Annotated in this window: 17 protein-coding genes; 6 read left to right on the top strand and 11 right to left on the bottom strand. The window is 65.5% G+C overall.

What is annotated here, in order from left to right; translation table 11 throughout:
• Position 1 precedes the first annotated feature (1 nt).
• Genes BWR19_00085 through BWR19_00075 form a run of 3 tightly spaced genes read right to left on the bottom strand, consistent with a single transcriptional unit; the run spans position 2 to position 3,784 of the window.
• On the bottom strand, positions 2-1,288 hold the full coding sequence (locus BWR19_00085) for a 3-deoxy-D-manno-octulosonic acid transferase (GenBank protein ID APX91480.1): 1,287 nt from the start codon (positions 1,286-1,288) through the stop codon (positions 2-4).
• Positions 1,288-2,718, bottom strand: a complete 1,431-nt coding sequence (locus BWR19_00080) for a bifunctional heptose 7-phosphate kinase/heptose 1-phosphate adenyltransferase (protein ID APX91479.1) — start codon at positions 2,716-2,718, stop codon at positions 1,288-1,290. The genes BWR19_00085 and BWR19_00080 overlap by 1 nt, the downstream gene beginning before the upstream one ends.
• The gene (locus BWR19_00075) at positions 2,708-3,784 is read right to left on the bottom strand and encodes a glycosyl transferase (GenBank protein APX91478.1); all 1,077 of its coding nucleotides are present in this window, start codon (positions 3,782-3,784) and stop codon (positions 2,708-2,710) included. Before BWR19_00075 ends, BWR19_00080 begins: the two co-directional genes overlap by 11 nt.
• On the opposite strand from BWR19_00075, the gene BWR19_00070 reads away from it, so the two are divergent.
• The gene (locus tag BWR19_00070) at positions 3,783-4,487 is read left to right on the top strand and encodes a 3-deoxy-D-manno-octulosonic acid kinase (protein APX91477.1); all 705 of its coding nucleotides are present in this window, start codon (positions 3,783-3,785) and stop codon (positions 4,485-4,487) included. The two genes, BWR19_00075 and BWR19_00070, sit on opposite strands and share 2 nt — an antisense overlap.
• On the opposite strand, the gene BWR19_00065 is transcribed toward BWR19_00070, so the two are convergent.
• A complete protein-coding gene (locus BWR19_00065) occupies positions 4,472-5,572 on the bottom strand; it encodes a glycosyl transferase family 1 (GenBank protein APX94830.1) in 1,101 nt (366 codons plus the stop codon). The two genes, BWR19_00070 and BWR19_00065, sit on opposite strands and share 16 nt — an antisense overlap.
• Positions 5,573-5,599: 27 nt before the next feature.
• Here BWR19_00065 and BWR19_00060 point away from each other — a divergent pair, with 27 nt between their 5' ends.
• The gene (locus BWR19_00060; GenBank protein ID APX91476.1) at positions 5,600-6,673 is read left to right on the top strand and encodes a glycosyl transferase; all 1,074 of its coding nucleotides are present in this window, start codon (positions 5,600-5,602) and stop codon (positions 6,671-6,673) included.
• Here the strand turns inward: BWR19_00060 and BWR19_00055 are convergent.
• Complete coding sequence (locus tag BWR19_00055; GenBank protein APX91475.1) at positions 6,630-7,415, bottom strand: glycosyltransferase; 786 nt, start codon at positions 7,413-7,415, stop codon at positions 6,630-6,632. The genes BWR19_00060 and BWR19_00055 overlap by 44 nt on opposite strands.
• Positions 7,416-7,553: 138 nt before the next feature.
• Between BWR19_00055 and BWR19_00050 the strand changes: the two genes are divergently transcribed.
• Positions 7,554-9,200, top strand: coding sequence for a phosphatidylglycerol--membrane-oligosaccharide glycerophosphotransferase (locus tag BWR19_00050; protein APX91474.1), 1,647 nt, complete (start codon positions 7,554-7,556; stop codon positions 9,198-9,200).
• Here the strand turns inward: BWR19_00050 and BWR19_00045 are convergent.
• Together BWR19_00045 and BWR19_00040 are read right to left on the bottom strand one after the other, a co-directional pair.
• Positions 9,197-10,213, bottom strand: a complete 1,017-nt coding sequence (locus BWR19_00045) for a lipopolysaccharide heptosyltransferase II (GenBank protein APX91473.1) — start codon at positions 10,211-10,213, stop codon at positions 9,197-9,199. The two genes, BWR19_00050 and BWR19_00045, sit on opposite strands and share 4 nt — an antisense overlap.
• Positions 10,206-11,162, bottom strand: coding sequence for an ADP-glyceromanno-heptose 6-epimerase (locus BWR19_00040; protein ID APX91472.1), 957 nt, complete (start codon positions 11,160-11,162; stop codon positions 10,206-10,208). The genes BWR19_00045 and BWR19_00040 overlap by 8 nt, the downstream gene beginning before the upstream one ends.
• 147 nt (positions 11,163-11,309) lie before the next feature.
• Here BWR19_00040 and BWR19_00035 point away from each other — a divergent pair, with 147 nt between their 5' ends.
• The 3 genes from BWR19_00035 to BWR19_00025 all read left to right on the top strand — a co-directional run bounded on the left by BWR19_00035 (position 11,310) and on the right by BWR19_00025 (position 15,133).
• The gene (locus BWR19_00035) at positions 11,310-12,272 is read left to right on the top strand and encodes a glycine--tRNA ligase subunit alpha (GenBank protein ID APX91471.1); all 963 of its coding nucleotides are present in this window, start codon (positions 11,310-11,312) and stop codon (positions 12,270-12,272) included.
• A 2-nt stretch (positions 12,273-12,274) separates the two neighbouring features.
• Positions 12,275-14,341: a glycine--tRNA ligase subunit beta gene (locus BWR19_00030; protein ID APX91470.1), complete on the top strand. Its 2,067-nt coding sequence runs from the start codon at positions 12,275-12,277 to the stop codon at positions 14,339-14,341.
• Between the two features lie 225 nt (positions 14,342-14,566).
• Positions 14,567-15,133 carry a D-glycero-beta-D-manno-heptose-1,7-bisphosphate 7-phosphatase gene (locus BWR19_00025; GenBank protein APX91469.1) on the top strand — a complete coding sequence of 189 codons (567 nt, stop codon included), beginning with the start codon at positions 14,567-14,569 and terminating at the stop codon, positions 15,131-15,133.
• Between the two features lie 105 nt (positions 15,134-15,238).
• Here the strand turns inward: BWR19_00025 and BWR19_00020 are convergent, their stop codons facing one another.
• From BWR19_00020 to BWR19_00005, 4 genes are read right to left on the bottom strand one after another with little or no spacing between them, the layout of a single operon-like run.
• Positions 15,239-17,659 carry a DNA topoisomerase (ATP-hydrolyzing) subunit B gene (locus BWR19_00020; protein APX91468.1) on the bottom strand — a complete coding sequence of 807 codons (2,421 nt, stop codon included), beginning with the start codon at positions 17,657-17,659 and terminating at the stop codon, positions 15,239-15,241.
• 3 nt (positions 17,660-17,662) lie between these two features.
• Complete coding sequence (locus BWR19_00015; protein APX91467.1) at positions 17,663-18,793, bottom strand: DNA replication/repair protein RecF; 1,131 nt, start codon at positions 18,791-18,793, stop codon at positions 17,663-17,665.
• Positions 18,794-18,814: 21 nt separating this feature from the next.
• Positions 18,815-19,918 carry a DNA polymerase III subunit beta gene (locus BWR19_00010; GenBank protein APX91466.1) on the bottom strand — a complete coding sequence of 368 codons (1,104 nt, stop codon included), beginning with the start codon at positions 19,916-19,918 and terminating at the stop codon, positions 18,815-18,817.
• Between the two features lie 47 nt (positions 19,919-19,965).
• Positions 19,966-21,438: a chromosomal replication initiation protein DnaA gene (locus BWR19_00005; protein ID APX91465.1), complete on the bottom strand. Its 1,473-nt coding sequence runs from the start codon at positions 21,436-21,438 to the stop codon at positions 19,966-19,968.
• Positions 21,439-21,508: the final 70 nt, after the last annotated feature.

The following is a 21,508-nucleotide window of genomic DNA, read 5'->3' as shown; positions in this document are numbered from 1 at the left end:
CTCACTCACTTATTAGCAGTCGCGCCAGACCTTCCCGGGTGCGCGCCAGGGCGCCGCGGTTGGCCGCCACCACTAGCCGACCGGCCTCGCCCAGGCGCAGCCGCTCGGCGTCGTCGTTGAACAGGGCGGCCAGCGCCCTGGCCAGCGCGTCGGCGTCGGCGACGCTTACCAGGGCACCGGCCGCAGCGAACGTTTCGGCAACGTCCTGAAAGTTGGCCAGCTGCTCACCGCTGAGCACCGGAGTGCCCATCGCCGCCGGCTCGAGCAGGTTGTGGCCGCCCACCGGTACCAGGCTACCGCCGACGAAGGCCAGATCGGCCGCACCGTAGAGCAGCGTAAGCTCACCCAGGGTATCGCCCAGGTAAACCGCATCGTTGCGCGTGGGTAGCTGTTCTCGCGAGCGGCGCGGCGCCGCCATGCCCTGCGCCGCGCACAGCGCTGCCACCGCCGCGAAGCGCTGCGGATGACGGGGCACCAGGATCAGCAGGGCGTCGGGGTGAGAGCGACGCAGCAGCGCATGAGCCTCGAGCAGCTGCTCGTCCTCTCCTGGGTGGGTGGAGCCGGCGATCCATACCGGCCGCTTGCCGAACTCGGTACGCAGCGCCTGTGCCGCGCTGCGCAGCTCCGGCGACACGCTGATATCGAACTTCAGCGAGCCTACCGCCTGGCTGCGGTCGACGGCCATGCCCAGCGCCCGGAAGCGGGCAAGATCCTCCTCCGACTTGGCGGCCAGCCAGTCGACACCGCACAGTGCGTCCTGCATCAGCGGCCGGATTCGCCGGTAGCGCGCAAAGGCGCGCGGCGAGAGCCGGCCGTTGACCACCGCCAGCGGTATGCCCCGCCGGCGGCAGGCGGCCAGCAGGTTGGGCCACAGCTCGGTTTCGAAGATGATCGCCATCTGCGGCGCCAGCCGCGCCAGAAAGCGCCGCGTCGCCCCGGGGTAGTCCAGGGGCAGGAAGCGGTGGTGAAGCCGCGCCGCCAGGCCCGCCTCACGGCGCAGCGCCTCGACGCGCTCGGCGCCGGTGGCGGTCATGGTGGTGACCGTGAGGTGATGGCCGGGGTAGTCGTCGAGCAGCGCCGCGATCAGCGGCCGGGCGGCAATCACCTCGCCCAGCGAGGCGCAGTGCAGCCACAGGCCGGGGCCGGGCGGCGCCGTAATCAGCCCCAGCCGCTCGCGGCGCGGCCGAGCGGGGCGCTGCTCGCGCCACACCCGACGCCACACCAGCGGCGTCAGCAGCGCCAGCGCCAGCGAATAGAGCCGCCGCGCCCAGGGCTTGCCCGCCGCCATCAGCGCTCGCGGTCGAGGATGGTGGAGATCATGGCGGTGGTCGAGACGCCATCCTCGAAGCCCAGCACGCGCACCTCGCCGCCGGCGTCACGCACCGCCTGGCCGCCGGCGATATCCTCGGGCCGGTAGTCGCCGCCCTTGACCAGGATATCCGGCAATACCGCCTCGATCAGGCGCTGCGGGGTGTCCTCGCCGAAGGGCACCACCCAGTCCACGGCGCCGAGGCCGGAGAGTACCTGCATGCGCCGCGCCAGCGGGTTGATGGGGCGCTTGGGGCCCTTGAGGCGTCCGATGGAGGCGTCGTCGTTGACCGCCACGATCAGGCGGTCGCCGAGCTGACGGGCGTGCTCCAGGTAGGCAACGTGGCCGGCGTGGAGGATGTCGAAGCAGCCGTTGGTCATCACTACCCGCTCGCCGCGGGCCTGGGCGGCGCGCACCGCCTCGATCAGCGGCGCCTCGTCGATCACCCCGAACTCGGCGAGCTTGTCGCCATGCACGGCGGTGTAGAGCTCGGCGATCGACAGTGTCGCGGTACCCGGCTTGGCCACCACCAGGCCGGCGGCCAGGTTGGCCAGGGTCATGGCCTCGGCGAAGCCGTGGTCGGCGGCCAGCGCCAGGCCGAGCACGCCGATCACGGTATCGCCGGCGCCGGTGACGTCGAACACCTCGCGGGCGCGGGTCGGCAGGTGCAGCGGCGCGTGATCGCCACGAATCAGCGTCATGCCCTTTTCGCTGCGGGTGATCAACAGCGCCTCCAGCTCGAGCTCGGCGCGCAGCGCTTCCCCCTTGGCCGCCAGCTCTTCATCGCTGCGGCAGGCGCCAACCACCGTCTCGAACTCGGTGAGGTTGGGGGTGATCACGCTGGCCCCGCGGTAGCGGCGGAAGTCGCTGCCCTTGGGGTCGACCAGTACGCGCTTGCCGGCACCGCGCACCAGCGCGATCAGTTCCTCGATGCGATTGAGCGTGCCCTTGCCGTAGTCGGAGAGGATCACCAGGTCGACGCCGTCCAGCGCCGCCTCGACCTGGGCCAGCAGCGCCGAGGTATCCACCTCGCCGAGCCCCTGCTCGAAGTCGAGACGAATCAGCTGCTGGTTGCGGCTCATCACGCGCAGCTTGGTGATGGTGGGAATCTCGCTGCTGCGCTGGAAGTGAGTGCTCACTCCGGCATCCTCGAGGCGGGCAGTGAGCAGGTCGGCGTTGGCGTCGTCGCCGACCAGGCCGGCGAGGCCGGCATGGCCACCCAACGAGGCGATATTGAGCGCCACGTTGGCGGCGCCGCCGGGGCGGTCGTCGGCCTCTTCGACGCGCACCACCGGCACCGGCGCCTCGGGGGAGATCCGCGAGGTGCCGCCGTGCCAGTAGCGGTCGAGCATGGCATCGCCGACCACCAGCACGCGGGCATGTTCCAGGGCGGTGAGGTCAAGTTTCATCACGGGGCTCCGAGAGCAGGGTATCCAAACGGTCGATGACGTCGTCGGCGGCGATCAGCGACATGGCGTCGGGGTGGCGCACCCGCTCGCCCCAGCCCAGCGCCTCGACGTCCTTGTGCAGAAAATGCGCCACCGCCTGGGGGTAGCGGTCCACCGCCAGGTGGCGCCAGTGATAGGGCCCGGTACGCTGCAGGTTGGAAGTGGCGTAGAGGCCGATCACCGGCGTATCCAAGGCATTGGCCATGTGCACCGGGCCGGAGTCCGGGGCGATTACCGCCTGGGCCTCGTCGATCAGCGCCAGCAGCCCCTTCAGCGATAGTTGGCCGACAGCGTCGACCAGCGCTTCGCGGTCCGGTACCTGGGCGGCGATGCGCTCGCACATCTCGCGCTCCTTGGGGGTGCCGCTGCCGGTGAGCAGGGTGACCAGGCCGTACTGCTGCCAGGCGTGCTCGATCACCGCGGCAAAGCCCTCCGCCGACCAGTTACGGAAGTTGCGCACCCTCACGCTGCTGCACGGGCTGACCACCAGGTAGCGACGCCCGGCGCTCAACCGTCGGGCTTCGTCGCAAGCGGCGTCCGGCACGCTGAGCCGCCACTCGAGGCGAGTATCCTCGACGCCGAGCAGGCGCGCGAAGTCCATGAACGAATCGACCACGTGGGCGCGCGGGTGCGGCGGCAGCTGGCGGTGGGTGAACCAGTGCTGGGCGTCCTTGGCGCGCGCCCTGTCGTAGCCCACCCGCACGTCGGTCTTGAGCCCCAGCCCCAGCAGGCTGGCGCGGATCGCCTGCTGCATGTGCAGCAGCACATCGAAGCGCGTCTCGGCGAGCTGGCGCCACAGCACGCGCATGCCGGCCAGGCCGGAGGCCTTGTCGTAGACCACGAACTCGACCCCGGACAGGCCCGCCAGTAGACTGTGCTCGCCCTTGCCGATGATCCAGGTGATGCGCGCCTCGGGCCACTGGCGCTGCAAGGCACGCACGGTGGGTACCAGATTACACACATCGCCCAGCGCCGACAGGCGCAGGATGCCGATATGGCGGGGCTGGGCGGGTAGAGGACGCTTCATGCAGTTGGCAAGGTTCCAGGCGGCGAAAACGTTCATTCTATATGATGCGCACAGTGTATGTGACGCCTTGCCTGCCTCACAAATCGACCCCGCACTGTTCTCCCCCGCCTATTGGCGCCAGCACGGCGGCGTGGTCGGCGAGGCACCCGGACGCGGCACCAGCCTGTTCGTGCAGGCCGGTTCACAGCAGTGGGTGCTGCGTCACTATCGCCGTGGCGGCCTGATCGGCCGCGTCATCCGTGATCGTTACCTGTGGACCGGCCTGGAACGAACCCGCGCCTTCCGCGAGCTGCGCCTCACCGCCGAGCTCCACGCCCGCGGCCTGCCGGTGCCGCCGCCGGTGGCGGCCTGCGTCTGGCGGCACGGCCTGAGCTACCGGGCAGCGCTGATCACCGTGCGGCTGGCGGGCACACGGGCGCTGGCCGAGCGGCTGGCTGACGCCGACGCCACTCTGCTGGAGCGGGTCGGCGCCAGCATTGCACGCTTCCATGCCGCCGGCCTCGACCACGTCGACCTCAACGCCCGCAACCTGCTGGTCGACGCGACAGATCGGGTATGGCTGATCGATCTCGACCGCTGCCGGCTGCGTCCGCCCGGCGCCTGGCAGGCCGCCAACCTCGACCGCCTGGCGCGCTCGCTGGCCAAGTTCGACGCCCCGCCGGGTGCCATGGAGACCATTCGCCGCGGCTATTCCCGCGCATAGGCGTTACATAGCGCCGCAACATGGGCGCTCAACGAGAAGTCCCGGCGTACCCGCTCCTCCGCCGCCAAGCCCAGCCGCTGGCGCAGCGCGGGGTCGTCGGCCAGGGCCTGCAACTGCTGCGCCCAGGCGTCGGGGTCGTCGGGGGCGGCCAGGCGTCCGACCGCGCCGTCGAGCAGCTCGGGAATCGCGCCGCTGTCGGCGCCGATCACCGGACGGCCGGCGGCCATCGCTTCGATCACCGTCAGCCCGAAGGCCTCGTTGGTGGAGGGAATGCAGACGATATCCAGCGCCCTCAGCAAGCGCGGCAGGTCGCCGCGAAAGCCGGCGAAAGTGATCCGCTCAGCGAGCCCCAGCGCCGCCACCTTGGCCTCGAGCTCGGCGACATAGGACTCGTCGCTGCCTTCGCTGGCATGCAAGCCGCCGATCATCACGGCGTGCCATTGCAGGGCCGGTGCGCGTACGGCGAGTCGCGCCAGCGCCTGCAGCCAGATATCCTGGCCCTTGCCCGGCGTCAGCCGCCCGGGCAGGCCGATTAGCAGTGCCCCGGGCGGTGCGCCGAGCTCGCTACGCAGCGCGTCGATGTCGCCGTGGGCGGCATAGGGCGTCGGATCGATGCCCAGGTAGAGCCGCTGAATGCGCTCGGGCGGCAGCGCGAAGGCCTTGAGGTTGCGCGCCCGGGTGGCCTCGCTGATCGAGAATAGCCGGCTAAGTTTACCGTAGGCCCAGCGATGGTAGAGTCCCTTCTTGGGTCGGGTCACGCCCATGTGCTCGGTGAAGAACAGCCGCAGGCTGGGCCGCAGCGTCTTGAGCAGGGCGACCAGGCGCAGATCGGAGGACTTGTGGCAGTGCAGCACCTGGATACGATGGCGCTGCAGATAGCCCAGGATGCGCGCCACGGCCAGCAGTGCGCCACCGCGTGACGCCACCGTCAGCGGCGTCACGCCCGCCGCCGCGAAGCTCTCGGCGACCCGTGAGTCGGCCAGCGCCAGGCCGTGGACCTCCCAGCCCTGGCGCTGCAGCTCGGGTATAATCCGCGAGGGATACATTTCCAGACCACCCCAGCCGCTCGAGAGGCAGATGTGCATGACCTTGTGCGACAAGACGACTCTCCCATGACCGCGCCCCAGGCAGCGCCGCGGCGCGTTCTGGTGGTGCGTAACGATAAACTCGGCGACTTCATGCTCGCTTGGCCGGCGCTGGCCTGCCTCAAGCAGGCCGACGCCGCGCTGCATGTCACCGCCCTGGTGCCGGCCTATACCGCCCCCCTGGCCGAGGCCTGCCCGTGGATCGACGCGGTGCTCCTCGACCCCGGTGATGACGCCCCGCGCCAGGCCCAGCGCGAGCTGCTCGAACAGCTGCGCGCGGCGCGCTTCGACGCGCTGCTGACGCTCTTCTCGACGCCGCGTATCGCCTGGCTGGGCTTTCGCGCCGGCATTCCCCTGCGGCTGGCGCCGGCCACCAAGTGGGCGCAGCTATTCTACAATCATCGCCTGACCCAGCGCAGGTCGCGCTCGCTCAAGCCCGAGTACGCCTACAACCTCGAGCTGGCCGAAGCCCTGCTGACGCGACTGGGCATCGCCCCGCCTCAGGTGGCCCCGCCCTACTGGCCGCTCGAGCCGGCGACTCGCGACGACGAGCGGCGGCGCCTGGCGCAGACCCTCGACCTCGATTTCGCCCGCCCCTGGGTCTTCCTGCACCCGGGCAGCGGTGGCTCAGCGGTCAACCTGGACCTCGAGCAGTACGCCCACCTGGCCAGCGCCATCGCACGTCACGCCCAGGCCTCTCCGCACTGGCTGCTGACCTTCGGCCCCGGCGAGCAACAGGCCGCCGAGACGCTGTGCAACGCGCTGGGTGAGCATGGCCTGGACGCCCAGCTGGTTCCGCCGCGCGATTCGCTGCGCGACTTTGCCCAGGGCCTGGCCGCTGCCGACCTGCTGATCGCCGGCTCCACCGGCCCGCTCCACGTGGCCGGCTGTCTGAACCTGGCCACCGCCGGGTTCTATCCGGCCAAGCGTTCATCGACGCCGCTGCGCTGGCAGACCTGCAACGCCGCCGAACGCCGCCTGGCCTTCAGCCCACCGCCCGGCAAAGACAGCGAGAGCGACATGTCGCGCATCGACCTCAACGACGCCGCCCTGCGTATCAGCGCGCTGCTGGATCGTCTGGCGGTGCGGTCCGGGTCCTGACCCACAGGTCGGCGTACTTGGCGAAGGTCGAGTGCGCCGACAGCAGCGCCAGCAGCAGTCCGGCGCGGCCATCGAGGAACCCCGCCTTGAGCAAATACATGCGCAGGAAACAGCCCAGGCCGTGGCCGATACCCGCGGCCAGGCTGCCGCGCTTGCCGCGCGCGGCGCGCTGCTCGGCCCAGGCCTGGGCGTAATGGGCCGACTTCTCCAGGTAGTGACGCAGGTCGCGGTAGGTGAAGTGCAGCAGGTCGCCGTCGAGGTCGCGCACCGCCAGCCCCTCGGGATTGGTGAGCTTCTCATGCACCAGGGCACCGTCATAGCTCGCGCGGCCACGCGGATAGAGCCGCGCGACGCGGTCGGGATACCAGCCGGCATGGCGGATATAGGCGCCGAAGCACCAGGACAGGCGCGCCAGACGATAGATGGCTGGCGTCCCGGCCACCGCCGTCTCGATGCTGGCCCGCAGCGCGGGGGTAACCCGTTCGTCGGCATCGATCATCAGGATCCAGTCGCTCTCGACCAGCGCCTCGGCGCGCTGACGCTGGACCCCGAAGCCCTGCCAGTCGGCGTTGACCTCGACCTTGTCGGCATTCTTGTCGGCGTAGCGCCGGGCGATCTCGAGCGTGGCATCCTGGCTGCCGGCATCCAGCACCACCAGCTCATCGGCCCAGCGCAGGGTATCGAGGCAGGCGGCCAGGTGGTCGGCCTCGTTCTTTACGATCAGTACCGCGGCCAGCGTCATGGGGCATCCTTTACGGGTCGGCAAACCGCCAAGTGTAGAGCCGCTCGCCGGACCCGGCAAACTGGCGGCCGGCAGCATATGACCGGGGGCCCGGCCTTGCTAAGCTAGAAGGCACTCAGACACTGCCGAGCGCTTGCCATGACCCCCGCCGTACTTCGCAACCCCAGGCTACGCCAGCCCCGCTGGTGGACGCTGATTTTCCTGGGCGGCTGCCTGGCTTACGCCACCGCTTCGCTGCTGCCCTTCGGCCCCTGGCCATTCTTCCTGGTCGCCGCGGCGTGGTTGCTCGCAGCCTATCTGTTCCGCTGGGGGGCGCCACGCCGCCCTCGGCCGCCCAAGGCGGTAATTCCCTGGTCGCTGGCCCCCCTGCTGCTGTGGTGGCTGTATGTCTATCTGGCGGCCAGCTTCGGCATCGTCGACCTCGGCGCCATCTACTTTCATCTCCAGGCGGGGATGACCGACCACGGTGGCGCCAGCCGCGTGTTGGCCGCCATCCTCTCCACGCTGTGTGCGGTGCTGATCATCGTGGCGTTCACCTGGCTGGTGCGCCACGACCACCGTTGGCGGCTGTTCGAACGCATCCTGGCCCTGCTGCTGCTGGCCAGCAATCCACTGCTCCACGGCATCACCCAGCGCAGTGCCGCCATCGTCGCCGAGGACGGTGCCTGGCTCGACCGCCGCTACGTGGAGCCGGTGATCCATAGCGCACCGGAGACGCCGCCCAATCTGCTGCTGATCTATCTGGAGAGCATCGAGCGCACCTACGCCGACCGCGAGCGTTTCGGCGACGCCTACGCCGACCTCGACGCCATCGGCGAGGATGCCAAGGTCTTCGAGGGCGTGCGCCAGCTCGATAACACCGGCTGGACCATGGCCGGCATGATCGCCAGCCAGTGCGGCAGTCCGCTGATGCCCGCGGGCCTGCTTCATGACCGTCAGTTCGAACCCCTCGACGAGGTGGTACCCGGGGTGACCTGCCTCGGCGACCTGCTCCGCGAGCAGGGCTACCAGCAGACCTACCTGGGCGGCGCCAGCAAGACCTTCGCCGGCAAAGGGTTGTTCTACTACGGCCACGGCTACGACACCGTCTATGGTCGCGAAGAGCTGACCCCGCGCATGGAGGACCCGGAGTACCTCAACAGTTGGGGCCTCTACGACGATACCCTGTTCGATTTCGTCATCGAGGAGGTGCGCGAGCTGGCCGCAGGCGACGCCCCCTGGAACCTCACCACCCTGACCATCGGCGGCCACGCGCCCTACGGTCATCCGGCCCAGCGCTGCCTCGACCGCCAGGGTGAATTCGACGGCGTCGACATCCTCTACTCGGTGGAGTGCAACGCCTGGCTGACCCGCGAGCTGCTCGACGATCTGGCTGCCGAGGAACTGCTCGACAACACCCTGGTGGTCATCGCCAGCGACCACCTGACCATGCGCGTTTCGGCCTGGGATGAGCTGATCGCCAGCCCCCGCGACAACACCTTCATGCTGCTCGGCAACGACCTGGAGCCACAGCGCATCGAGCGCGAGTCATCGATGGTCGACGTTTTCCCGACCATCCTCGAAGCCATGGGCTTCGAGATTCACCAGCATCGCGCCGGCCTCGGCGCCTCGCTGCTGTCGCCGGTGCAGACGCTGCTCGAACGCCACCAGTTGCAACTGATCAACACCAAGCTGCGCGAAGAGCGTGAGCTGCAGCTGAGGCTGTGGGACGGCCTGGCGCCGACCCGCCAGGAAGAGCAGGAGGGCCTCAGCGAGGAGGAGGAGCAGCTGCCGCCGGTGCTCTAGGCGGGCTCGGTCAGCGCCGCGAAGATCTGCTGCGGCACCAACTGGTTGAGGCAGTTGGTGTGGCCCAGCGGGCAGACCCTGGCGAAGCACGGCGAGCACGACAGCCCCAGGCGGTGGATATGCGCGCGAGCGCTCAGCGGCGGCGTGAAGGCCGGCGACGAGGAGCCGTAGAGCGCATGCACCCGGGTGCCTACCGCCGCGGCAACGTGCATCAGCCCCGAGTCATTGGTCACCACCTGCTGGCAGTCGGCGAGCAGGTCCACGGCATCGGCCAGACGCGTCTTGCCGCACAGGTTGTGCACGTGCTCCAGGCCAGCGGCGATATGCTCGCCGTCCTCGACGTCCTTGGGGCCACCCAGCACCCGCACCTCGAAGCCGGCTTCCACCAACCACAGGGCCAGCTCCCGGAAATACGCCGGTGGCCACTGCTTGGCCGGACCGTATTCGGCCCCCGGCATCATGCCGATCGCCGGGCGTGACGACAGCCCCAGGCGCAGACGCAGCTCAACCAGGTTATCGGCGTCCACCGCCAGCCGCGGATGGGGGATCGCAAACTCACCGCCGGCCGCCTCAGCGACCGGCAAGCCCAGCGAGACGAAGCGCTTGACGGTCTGGTCGAGCCGCAGCTTGTCGAGGGGGCGACGCTGATTGAGCAGCACCAGCCGCTGCTCGCCGGTGAAACCGAGGCGCACCGGCACTCGCGCCAGGAACGGTACCAGCGCCGACTTCCACGAGCGCGGCAGCACGATGGCGCGATCGAAGCGACCTCGCAGCGTCACCGCCACCCGGCGTCGCACCTGCCAGCCAAACTCTCCGTGCCCCACCTCGAGGGGAACCGCCTCGTCGACTTCGGCCATCCGTGCCAGCATCGGCAACGACCAGGCCGGCGCCACCACCCCGATATAGCAGTCGGGGTGGCGCGCCTTGAGGGTCATCAGCAGGCTCTGGGCCATCACCATATCGCCGATCCAGGAGGGTCCCACGACCAGGATCCGCTCGCCGGCATCAGCCATTCAGCCACTCCAGATAGGCCTGCACGCCCTCGGCCACGGTCTTGAAGTCGTGGGAGTAGCCAGCGGCCCGCAGCCGCGAGATATCGGCGCGGGTGTAGCTCTGATAGCGCCCCTTGAGTTCGTCGGGAAAGTCGATGTAATCGATATCGCCACGCCCGTAGTAGTCGATCACGCTCTCGGCGATGGCCTTGAACGGCTCGGCGCGGCCGCTGCCGAGGTTGAAGATGCCCGACTGCTCAGGGTGGTCGAGGAACCACAGATTGACGTCGACCACGTCGCCGACATACACGAAATCCCGGCTCTGCATGCCGGCGGCATAGCCGTCCCAGGCGCCGAACAGCTTGGGGTTCTCGCCGGCCTGCACCTGGGTGTGGTGGTGATAGGCGACGCTGGCCATCTTGCCCTTGTGCTGCTCGCGGGGCCCGTAGACATTGAAGTAGCGAAAGCCCACCACCTGGCTCGAGAACTGCTCCCAGCGCGCCCGCACGTACTGGTCGAAGAGCAGCTTCGAGTAGCCGTAGACGTTGAGCGGCCGCTCGTGCTCGGGGGCCTCGACGAACACCTCGCTGCCGCCATAGGTCGCCGCCGAAGAGGCGTACAGGAAGGGTATGCCCTTGTGCTGGCAGTAGTGCAGCAGCACCTTGGAGTACTCGAAGTTGTTCTCGAGCATGAAGCGGCCATCCCACTCGGTGGTATCCGAGCAGGCGCCTTCGTGAAAGATCGCCTCGATGTTCGGCAAGCCGGCCTCTTCACCGCGCAGCGCCGCCTCGACGCGCATCAGGAAATCGTCCTTGTCGAGGTAGTCCCCCAGGGTGCAGTCGGCCAGGTTGACGAACTTGGTGCCGTCGCTCAGGTCATCGACCACCAGCACATCGTTGCGGCCGCGCGCGTTCAGCGCCTTGACCAGATTGGCGCCGATGAACCCGGCGCCGCCCGTGACTACGATCATGTGTCTATCCTCTTGGTTGCCGCGCCTGCCGGAGGCAGGCCACGGACCGATGGCCAGGCCGACATTCCTGCACCGCGCCTATAACCGATTCGCTGGTAATTGTATACTTGGCGGTTCTTGAATTCATGGGCCAACGGTGCATCAGCAATGACACAGTCGACGCCAGACGTGACAACCTTCCAGGGCCTGATCCTTGCCCTGCAGCAATACTGGGCCGAACACGGCTGCGTGATCATGCAGCCGCTGGACATGGAAGTCGGTGCCGGCACCTTTCATCCGGCCACTTTCCTGCGCGCCATTGGTCCCGAGACCTGGAACGCCGCCTACGTTCAGCCCTCGCGCCGCCCCACCGACGGGCGCTATGGCGAGAACCCCAACCGCCTGCAGCACTACTATCAGTTCCAGGTGGTCATGAAACCCTCCCCCTCTGACTTCCAGGACCTCTACCTGGGTTCCCTCGCGCGCCTGGGTATCGACCCGCTGGTCCATGATATCCGCTTCGTCGAGGATAACTGGGAGTCGCCCACGCTTGGCGCCTGGGGCCTGGGCTGGGAAATCTGGCTCAACGGCATGGAGGTCACCCAGTTCACCTACTTCCAGCAGGCCGGCGGCATCGAGTGCTACCCCGTCACCGGTGAGCTGACCTACGGCCTGGAACGCATTGCCATGTACCTGCAGGACGTCGACAGTGTCTATGACCTGGTCTGGACCCACGCCCCCGACGGCAGCAAGGTCACCTATGGCGACGTCTACCTGCAGAACGAGCGCGAGCAATCGGCCTACAACTTCGAGCATGCCGACGTACCGGCGCTGTTCGACGCCTTCGACCACCAGGAGCGCGAGTGCAGCAAGCTGCTCGAGGCCGGCCTGCCGCTGCCCGCCTATGAGATGGTGCTCAAGGCTTCGCACACCTTCAACCTGCTCGATGCGCGCCACGCCATCTCGGTCACCGAACGCCAGCGCTTCATCCTGCGTGTTCGCACCATGGCCCGTGACGTGGCCCACGCCTACTATGAATCACGCCGGGCCGCCGGCTTCCCCATGGCCCCGGATGAGCTTCGCCGCGAGCTGCTCGACACCACAGCCGCCGACAAACAGGGAGATGCATGAGCATGGCTTTTCACCCGTTACTGGTTGAACTCGGCGTCGAGGAACTACCACCCGCGGCCATCGACCGCCTCTCCGATGCGCTCGCCGAGGGCATCCGCCAGGGCTTGAGCGACGCCGAGGTCAGCTTCTCCCGCGTCACCGCCTACGCCACGCCGCGGCGCCTCGCGGTGCATATTCACGAGCTGGCCGACAAGCAGCCCGACCGTCAGGTCGAGCGCCGCGGGCCAGCACTCGCTGCGGCCTTCAAGGACGGCGCGCCCACCAAGGCGGCACAAGGCTTCGCGCGCTCCTGCGGCGTCGAGGTCAGCGACCTGATTCATCTCGAGACCGATAAGGGCACCTGGCTCGGCTTCCGTGAACAGCAGCAGGGCGAGAGCATCGAACGGCTGTTGCCGGGTATCGTCAACAAGGCCGTGACAAGCTTGCCGGTACCCAAGAACATGCGCTGGGGCGGGTCGCGTATCGAGTTTTCACGCCCGGTGCACTGGCTGGTCATGCTCTACGGCGATCGCGTGATCGAGGCCGAGACCCTGGGCCTGAGTGCCGACCGCATCACCTACGGCCACCGCTTCCATGCCCCGGGAGCCATCTCGCTGACCCACCCCGATGACTACCTCGACGCACTGGAGAACGCCTACGTGCTGGCCGACCGCCAGCGTCGTCGCGAGCGCATTCGCGAGCAGGTCCTCGCCGAAGCCGAGGTGCAGGATGCCCAGGCGGTCATCGACGAGACGCTGCTCACCGAGGTCAGCGGCCTGGTAGAGTGGCCGGTGGCCCTTACCGGTAGCTTCGATGAACGCTTCCTCGAGGTGCCGCCGGAGTGTCTGATCTCCTCGATGAAGGCCAACCAGAAGTACTTCCACCTGCTCGATGACCACGGCAAGCTCAAGCCGCTGTTCATCACCATCGCCAATATCGAAAGCCATGAACCCGAGCGGGTGATCGACGGTAATGAGAAGGTCATCCGTCCGCGCCTGGCCGACGCCGCCTTCTTCTATGATATCGACCGCAAGACGCCTCTCGCGGAACGTCAGGCCGGGCTCACCAGCGTGGTCTTTCAGCAACAACTCGGCTCGCTGGCCGACAAGGCCCGCCGCAGTGCCATCGTGGCACACGCCATCGCCGAACGAATTGGCGGTAGCAGCGCCCACGCAGAGCGCGCCGCCCTGCTCGCCAAGTGCGACCTGGTCACCGAGATGGTGCTCGAATTCCCGGAACTGCAGGGCATCATGGGCTGTTACTATGCGCGCCAGGACGGCGAGCCCGAGGAGGTCGCTCAAGCGCTTTATGAGCAATACCTGCCGCGTTTTGCCACTGACGAGATCCCCCGGTCGCGTACCGGCCTGGCACTGGCACTGGCCGATCGGCTCGACACCCTTACCGGCATCTTCGGTATCGGCCAGCGCCCCACCGGCGCCAAGGACCCGTTTGCCCTGCGCCGCGCCGCCATCGGTGTCCTCAACATCATGGTCAAGGGCGAGCTCGACCTCGACCTTCGTGAGCTACTGAATCTGGCCGTCGAACAGCATCAGCAGCTGCCCAAGGTCGACGGGCTGGTCGATGACGTGCTGGCCTACATGCTCGATCGCTTCCGTGCCTGGGCCCAGGACGAAGGCATCTCGGTCGAGAGCTACCTGGCGGTACGTGTTCGCCCAGTCACCAAGCCACTCGACTTCGCCCGCCGCATGCGCGCCGTACACGGCTTCACCGCACGCGATGAGGCTGCCGCTCTGGCCGCTGCCAACAAGCGAGTCTCGAATATCCTCGCCAAGCAGGACCATGACGGTAGCACCAGCGTGGACGCTCAGCTGCTGCACGAGGATGCTGAGCAGGCCCTGCATCGGGCACTCGCAGCGCGCCGCGAAGAGGTCGCCCCGCTGTTCCAGGCCGCCGACTACAGCGCCGCCCTGGATCGCCTGGCTACCCTCCGTGAGCCGGTGGACGCCTTCTTCGATCAGGTAATGGTGATGGCCGAGGACCCTGCGGTACGCCATAACCGCCTGGCGCTGCTGGCTGGACTGCAGTCCCTGTTCCTGGAAGTGGCGGATATCACCGAACTCCAGCAGTAGCCCTATTCACTAGCCCCCAAGGGCCGGCGAGTTGCCCTCGCCGGCCCTTTTCTATGCCCAGTCGTTCGCAGTCGGCCCAATGTTTCACGTGGAACATGCCGCGCTGTACGGCATGGCTCAGCCGAACCCGACACGACGTGGGAGCCGCTGAGCGGACTTGGCAGGTGATGTTCCACGTGAAACACTCTGCGTTCACTCCCCAGCCGTGCACACAGCAGGATCCTCATGCCGAGAGCAGACCGCCTGATAATTCTTGATCGCGACGGTGTCATCAACCGCGACTCCGATGACTATGTGAAATCGCTGGAGGAGTTCCTGCCCTACCCCAGCGCTATCCATGCGATAGGCCGGCTGTGTCGCGCCGGCTGGACCGTCGCGGTCGCCACCAACCAATCGGGTATCGCGCGGGGCTACTATGACCACGCCACGCTGGCCAGCATGCATGAGCATCTGCAATCCTTGGTGGCCGACGCTGGCGGCGAGTTAGCGCATCTCGCCTACTGCCCACACTCACCTGCGGATAACTGTGATTGCCGCAAGCCGCTCCCCGGCCTACTCGAGCAAATCCGCACGGCATTGCACATGCCTGACCTTAAGGGCAGCTGGATGGTTGGCGACAGCCTGCGCGACCTCCAGGCCGGCGAATCCATGGGCTGCCGGTCCGTGCTGGTTCGCACGGGCAAGGGCGAGCGCACCCTGGCCAAGCATCCGGAACTCACTTCTCCAGAAGCTCAAACACAGATCTTCGATGACCTGAGCGGCTTCGCTGACTGGTTGCTAGACGCGCAGTAAGCACATAGCAGCACCCTTGCGACGATAAAAAAGCCCCGACATTCCCTAGAATGTCGAGGCTTTGGCTTGGCGCTTGGCGCTAACCCGCATGTTCCACGTGAAACATCACACGTCGAGGTTGGCCACCAGCGCGAAGCGCTCGATGAAATCGCGACGCGGCTCGACTTCATCCCCCATCAGGGTGTTGAACATCATGTCAGCGGCCACCGCATCCTCGATCGAGACTCGCAGCATACGCCGCGTCTCCGGATTCATGGTGGTATCCCACAGCTGATCCGGGTTCATCTCCCCCAGCCCCTTGTAGCGCTGGATGGAGAAGCCGCGCTGAGCCTCCTTCATCAGCCATTCGAGCGCTTCGTAAAAGGTCGTCACCGGCTGTTGACGCTCACCACGCGCCACATAGGCACCTTCGTCCAGCAGGCCGTTGAGCGTTTCGCCAAGCTTGGCCATGGCGCGATAGTCTGCGCTACGGAAAAAATCCACACCCCAGACGTAGTCCGTCGTCACGCCATGCGCAGCCAAGGAGACAGCAGGCAGGAAGAAGCCGCGCTCAGTGTCCTCTTGCAGTTCGAAGGTGTAGCGTGGACCACCCTGATAGGCCACCAGATCGTCCATTTCTTGCTGGAGGAACTCGATCCAGTGCTGCATGGTGACGCGATCCTTGAGGCTGGCTTCAGCCTCCAGGGTGGCGGCATGCACGATCTTGCGCAGGACTTCGCTCGGATAGACCCGCGACAGCCGATCGATTCGCTTCATGACGTCACGGTACTGGTTGACCAGCGTCTCGAGCTGTTCACCTGCGATCCCCGGCGCATCGGCGTTCACGTAGAGACGCGCGCCATCCAGGGCGGTGGTGGTCAGGTAATCGATCAGTGCCTGTTCATCCTTGAGATAGCTCTCCTGCTTACCTCGCTTGATCTTGTAGAGCGGCGGCTGGGCAATGAAGACGTGGCCGCGCTCGATCAGCTGGGACATCTGGCGGAAGAAGAAGGTCAGCAGCAGGGTGCGGATATGCGAGCCATCGACATCGGCATCGGTCATGATGATGATCGAATGATAGCGCAGCTTATCCGGATTGAACTCTTCACGCCCAATGCCGCAACCAAGTGCGGTAATCAGTGTGCCCACCTCTGCTGACGACAACATCTTGTCGAAGCGAGCCTTTTCCACGTTGAGGATCTTGCCCTTGAGCGGCAGGATGGCCTGGGTACGGCGGTCACGACCCTGCTTGGCGCTGCCCCCCGCCGAGTCACCCTCGACCAGGTAGAGCTCGGAGAGGCTAGGATCCTTCTCCTGACAGTCGGCCAGCTTGCCGGGCAGGCCCGCGATATCCAGGGCGCCCTTGCGCCGTGTCATATCACGCGCCTTGCGCGCCGCTTCACGAGCGCGCGCCGCTTCGAGCATCTTGTTGACGATCGCCTTGGCTTCGTTGGGCTTTTCCACCAGATATTCGGCAAACAAACGGCCCATTTCCTGTTCTACCGCCGTCTTGACCTCAGAAGAGACCAGCTTCTCTTTTGTCTGCGACGAGAACTTGGGGTCGGGCACCTTGACCGAGATAATCGCCGTCAAGCCTTCACGGGCGTCATCTCCGGCGGTATTGACCTTGGCTTTCTTGAGCAGCCCTTCCGCCTCGATGTAATTATTCAAGGTTCGGGTCAGGGAGGCGCGAAAGCCTGCCAGGTGGGTACCACCATCGCGCTGAGGAATATTATTGGTATAACAGAAAATATTCTCGGCGAAGGTGTCGTTCCACTGCATTGCCACCTCGACGCCAACGCCATCCTCGCGCTCGGCGCTGAAGTGGAACACAGGATTCAGCGGCGTCTTGTTGGTGTTGAGGTGGTCGACAAAGGCCCGCAGCCCGCCCTCGTAGTGGAACAGTTCTTCTTTGCCACTGCGCTCGTCGAGCAACCGAATGGCAACGCCGGAATTGAGAAAAGAGAGCTCTCTCAATCGCTTGGCGAGAATATCGTAGTGAAACTCGATATTGCCGAAGGTATCGGGCGACGGCCGGAAGTGCACCCGGGTACCTGATTTTTCTGTCTTGCCTACGACACCCAGCGGCGCTTCGGGCACCCCGTGATGATAGATCTGCTCATGCACCAGTCCGGCACGCCAGATCGTCAACTTGAGCTCTTCCGAGAGGGCGTTGACCACCGACACGCCTACGCCGTGAAGGCCGCCTGACACCTTATAGGAGTTGTCATCGAACTTGCCGCCGGCGTGAAGCACGGTCATGATGACTTCGGCAGCGGACACGCCTTCCTCTTCATGGATATCCGTGGGGACACCGCGTCCGTTGTCGCTTACGGTGATCGTTTCGTCCGGGTGGATGATGACACGAATCTCGCTGCAGTAACCTGCCAGAGCTTCATCGATGGAGTTGTCCACCAGCTCGAACACCATATGGTGCAGCCCCGTGCCGTCGTCGGTGTCACCGATATACATGCCGGGACGCTTGCGTACCGCATCCAGGCCCTTCAGGACCTTGATGCTCGATGAGTCGTAAGCTTGTTCGCTCATTGACTACTCCGTCGTGAAGTCTTTCGTTCCGTGACTCAATACCACCGAACCATCCGGGTCGATCTTGCCATGTTTCACGTGAAACACACCCAGCGGCGTTTCCGGTTGCCAGGCGCCGTGCAGTGCCTGAGGCTCTACGCTGGTGATGAAGGCCTGACACTGCATCGCCTCCAACCACTGACAAAATACTTGTTGATGACGTGCATCGAGCTCTGCTGGCAGATCATCGATCAGGTACAGGCAGCGACGTCCCGTCTGATGTTCCAGCAGGCGCCCTTGGGCCAACTTCAGGGCGCTGACAACCAGCTTCTGCTGTCCCCGCGACAGCACCTCCACCGCCGGCCGGCGCTCGAGCCTAAGACGAAGATCGGCTCGCTGAGGCCCCTGCTGAGTAAACCCCATCTGGCGGTCACTACCCCTGGCCTGTTCGAGCACCTCGGCCAAGGAGCGTTGCCGATCCCAGCCCCGAGAGTAGCGCAGTGACAGTCCGGGGAGCGGCAGCAGGGCTGCCAGCGTCTCCTCGAAAACGGGCACGAAGGCGGTCATATAGTCGCTGCGCAGGGTATCGAGTCGTTCACCCCATTGCGCCAGCTCATGCTCCCAAACAGCCAGGGATCGACCATCCATTCTATCATGCCTCAATAGGGCATTCCGATGTTTCAGTGCTCGCCTGACACCCTTCCAGACCTCGAAGAAGTCGTGTTTCACGTGAAACACACCCCAATCGAGAAACTCTCGGCGCGAAGAGGGAGAACCCTCGAGCAGGCGAAATGCATCTGGGTTGATCAGCTGCAATGGCAGGGCATCCACCATCTGTGCTACCCGCGCCACGCGCTCACCGGCCATGCGCATTTCTAGCTCACTACCGCTGCGTTGGCGACGAACCCCTAACGGCAGCGGAGGATCACCGGCGATGCGTGCATGCAGCGTCAGCGAATCGGCATCGTGGGCAATGGCATGCTTGAGCTGCTGGGTACGAAAGGAGCGCCCCATACCGAGCACGTGGATGCCTTCGAGCAGGCTGGTCTTGCCACTGCCATTGGCACCCAATAACAGATTGATACCCGGCTGCGGACGCATATCCAGGGGCGCCAGGTTGCGCAGCCCCTGGAAGGCGAGGCGATCTATCGGCATGTGGTCGACGTGGGTCCGGACCTAGAGGCGCATCGGCATGACGACATACATGGCGTCGCCACCACCCGGCTCTTCCATCAGCGCACTGCTGTTGGGGTCGGCCAGGGTCATCTGCACGCGATCCTCATCGAGCACGCCGAGTACATCGATCAGATAGCCGACATTGAAGCCGATCTCCATGGCCGCGCCGCTGTATTCGACGGCGACATTCTCCTCGGCCTCTTCCTGCTCTGGATTGTTAGCCATGACGCGCAGGTTGCCCTCTTCCAGATGCAAGCGCACGCCGCGATACTTCTCGTTGGAAAGAATCGATGTGCGCGATAGCACCTGGCGAAGTTCGGCCCGCTCGGCGATGAATACCTTATCGCCGCCACGTGGCACTACCCGCTCATAGTCGGGGAACTTGCCATCGACCAGCTTGGACGTGAAGGTGAAGTCACCGGTATGGGCACGCACATGGCTGGCACCCAGGGTAAGACTCACCGGCTCATCGCTGTCATCGAGCAGTCGCACCAGCTCGAGGATGCCCTTGCGCGGCACGATCAGTTTCTGGGCCGGCTCGACGCTGATCTCCACCGGGCGCGAACAGACGGCCAGGCGGTGGCCATCGGTGGCTACGGTGCGCACCAGGTTGGAACGCAGCTCGAGCAGCATGCCATTCAGGTAATAACGAACGTCCTGCTGGGCCATGGCAAACGAGGTAGCATCGATCAGGTGCTTGAGGGTGCCGCGCGGCAAACTCAACTCTACGCTCCCCTGGCTCTCCTCGATATTGGGGAATTCCGCGACTGGCAGCGTCGACAGGGTGAAGCGCGACCGGCCGCTACGCAGCACGGCGCGCCCCTCTTCCAGCGCAAGGCTGATCTCAGCCTGCTCGGGCAGCGATTTGCAGATGTCCATCAGCTTGCGCGCCGGCACCGTTGCAGCCCCCGGCTGCTCAACCTGAGAGGGGACCGTACGTCCGATCAATTCGACTTCGAGATCGGTCCCCGTCAGAGATAGCTCGTCGGCACTGGCCTGAATCAGCACGTTGGAAAGCACCGGCAGCGTCTGACGCCGTTCGACCACGCCGGCGACCAGCGTCAAAGGGCGCAGCAAGGCTTCACGGGAGATGGAAAATTTCATGGAGGCTCCACTCTTATCCTGAGTTTCAATGGCTTGCATCGCCGCGATCAGCTGGTCAGCAATCGCAGCAGGTTCTTGTAGTCCTCGCGGATATCCGCGCTTTCTTCCTTGAGAGATTGCACCTTGCGACAAGCGTGCAGCACCGTCGTGTGATCGCGCCCGCCGAAGGCATCGCCAATTTCCGGCAAGCTATGGTTGGTCAACTCCTTGGCCAGCGCCATGGCCACCTGACGCGGTCGCGCCACCGAGCGCGAGCGACGCTTGGAGAGCAGGTCCGCCAGCTTGATCTTGTAGTACTCCGCGACGGTGCGCTGGATATTGTCGACCCCGACCTGCTTGTCCTGGAGCGCCAGCAGGTCTTTCAACGACTCGCGAATGAAATCCTGGGTGATCGTCTTGCCCATGAAGTGGGAGTCGGCGATCACCTTCTTCAAGGCGCCTTCCAGCTCACGCACGTTGGAACGTATCTTCTGCGCAATGAAGAAGGCGGCATCGTGGGGCAAGTCGACCTTGGCCTGGTCGGCCTTCTTCATCAGGATCGCCACCCGCGTCTCGAGCTCCGGCGGCTCGATGGCCACGGTCAATCCCCAGCCAAAACGGGACTTGAGCCGCTCCTCTACCCCATTGATTTCTTTAGGGTATCTATCAGAAGTCAGGATCATCTGCTGGCCACCTTCGAGCAGCGCATTGAAGGTATGGAAAAATTCCTCCTGGGAGCGCTCCTTGCCGGCGAAGAACTGGATATCATCGATCAGCAGCGCGTCGACACTGCGATAGAAACGCTTGAAGTCGTTGATGGCATTGAGCTGCAGCGCCTTGACCATATCGGCCACGAAGCGCTCGGAATGCAGATAGACGACCTTGGCGTTGTCGCGGCGAGTGGCCAGCGCATTGCCCACCGCATGCATCAAGTGCGTCTTACCCAGGCCAACCCCGCCGTAGAGAAATAGCGGGTTATAGGCGCCCCCCGGATTTTCCGAGACCTGGCGGGAGGCCGCTCGAGCCAGCTGGTTCGATTTGCCCTCGACAAAGGTGTCGAAGGTAAAGTTGGGATTGAGGCCGCTCTGGTGCTTGAGACTGCCTTCGACCTGAACCTGCCGCTCGCCACCGCGTGAGGAGCCGCCGCGGGTCGACGCCTCGGTGGACGCCTCGATCTCGCGCTCGTCGGCCAGATCTCCACGTGGCGGGGTATGCACCGCCGGTGCCGCGGGCTGACGTGGGGTGGCAGAGACCGGGTTACCCAGTTCTCGCGGCTGTGGGCTAGGCGCAGCACGCCGACTGCCCACGACAAGGGTTACCTTGGGCGGCTTGGTGGGCGCCAGCTCGCGTAGTAGTTCATTGATTCGCTTGATGTACTTGTCGCTAACCCAATCCCGTACGAAACGGTTGGGCGCCAACAGGCAGAGTTCGTTGGATTCCCCCTGCTCCGCCTGAAGAGGGCGAATCCAGGTGTTGAACTGCTGCGAGCTGAGCTCGTCCTGCAAAAAATCCAAACATTGTTGCCAAAGAGCGACCGACACGCGACCTCACCATCCCGTTGATGAATGACCGGCCATTGTATCGCCCAAGCAGCAAGTTATCCACACGCGT

Source organism: Halomonas sp. 1513, assembly GCA_001971685.1.
GTDB lineage: Bacteria > Pseudomonadota > Gammaproteobacteria > Pseudomonadales > Halomonadaceae > Franzmannia.
This window is presented reverse-complemented; position numbering and strand designations above follow the sequence as displayed.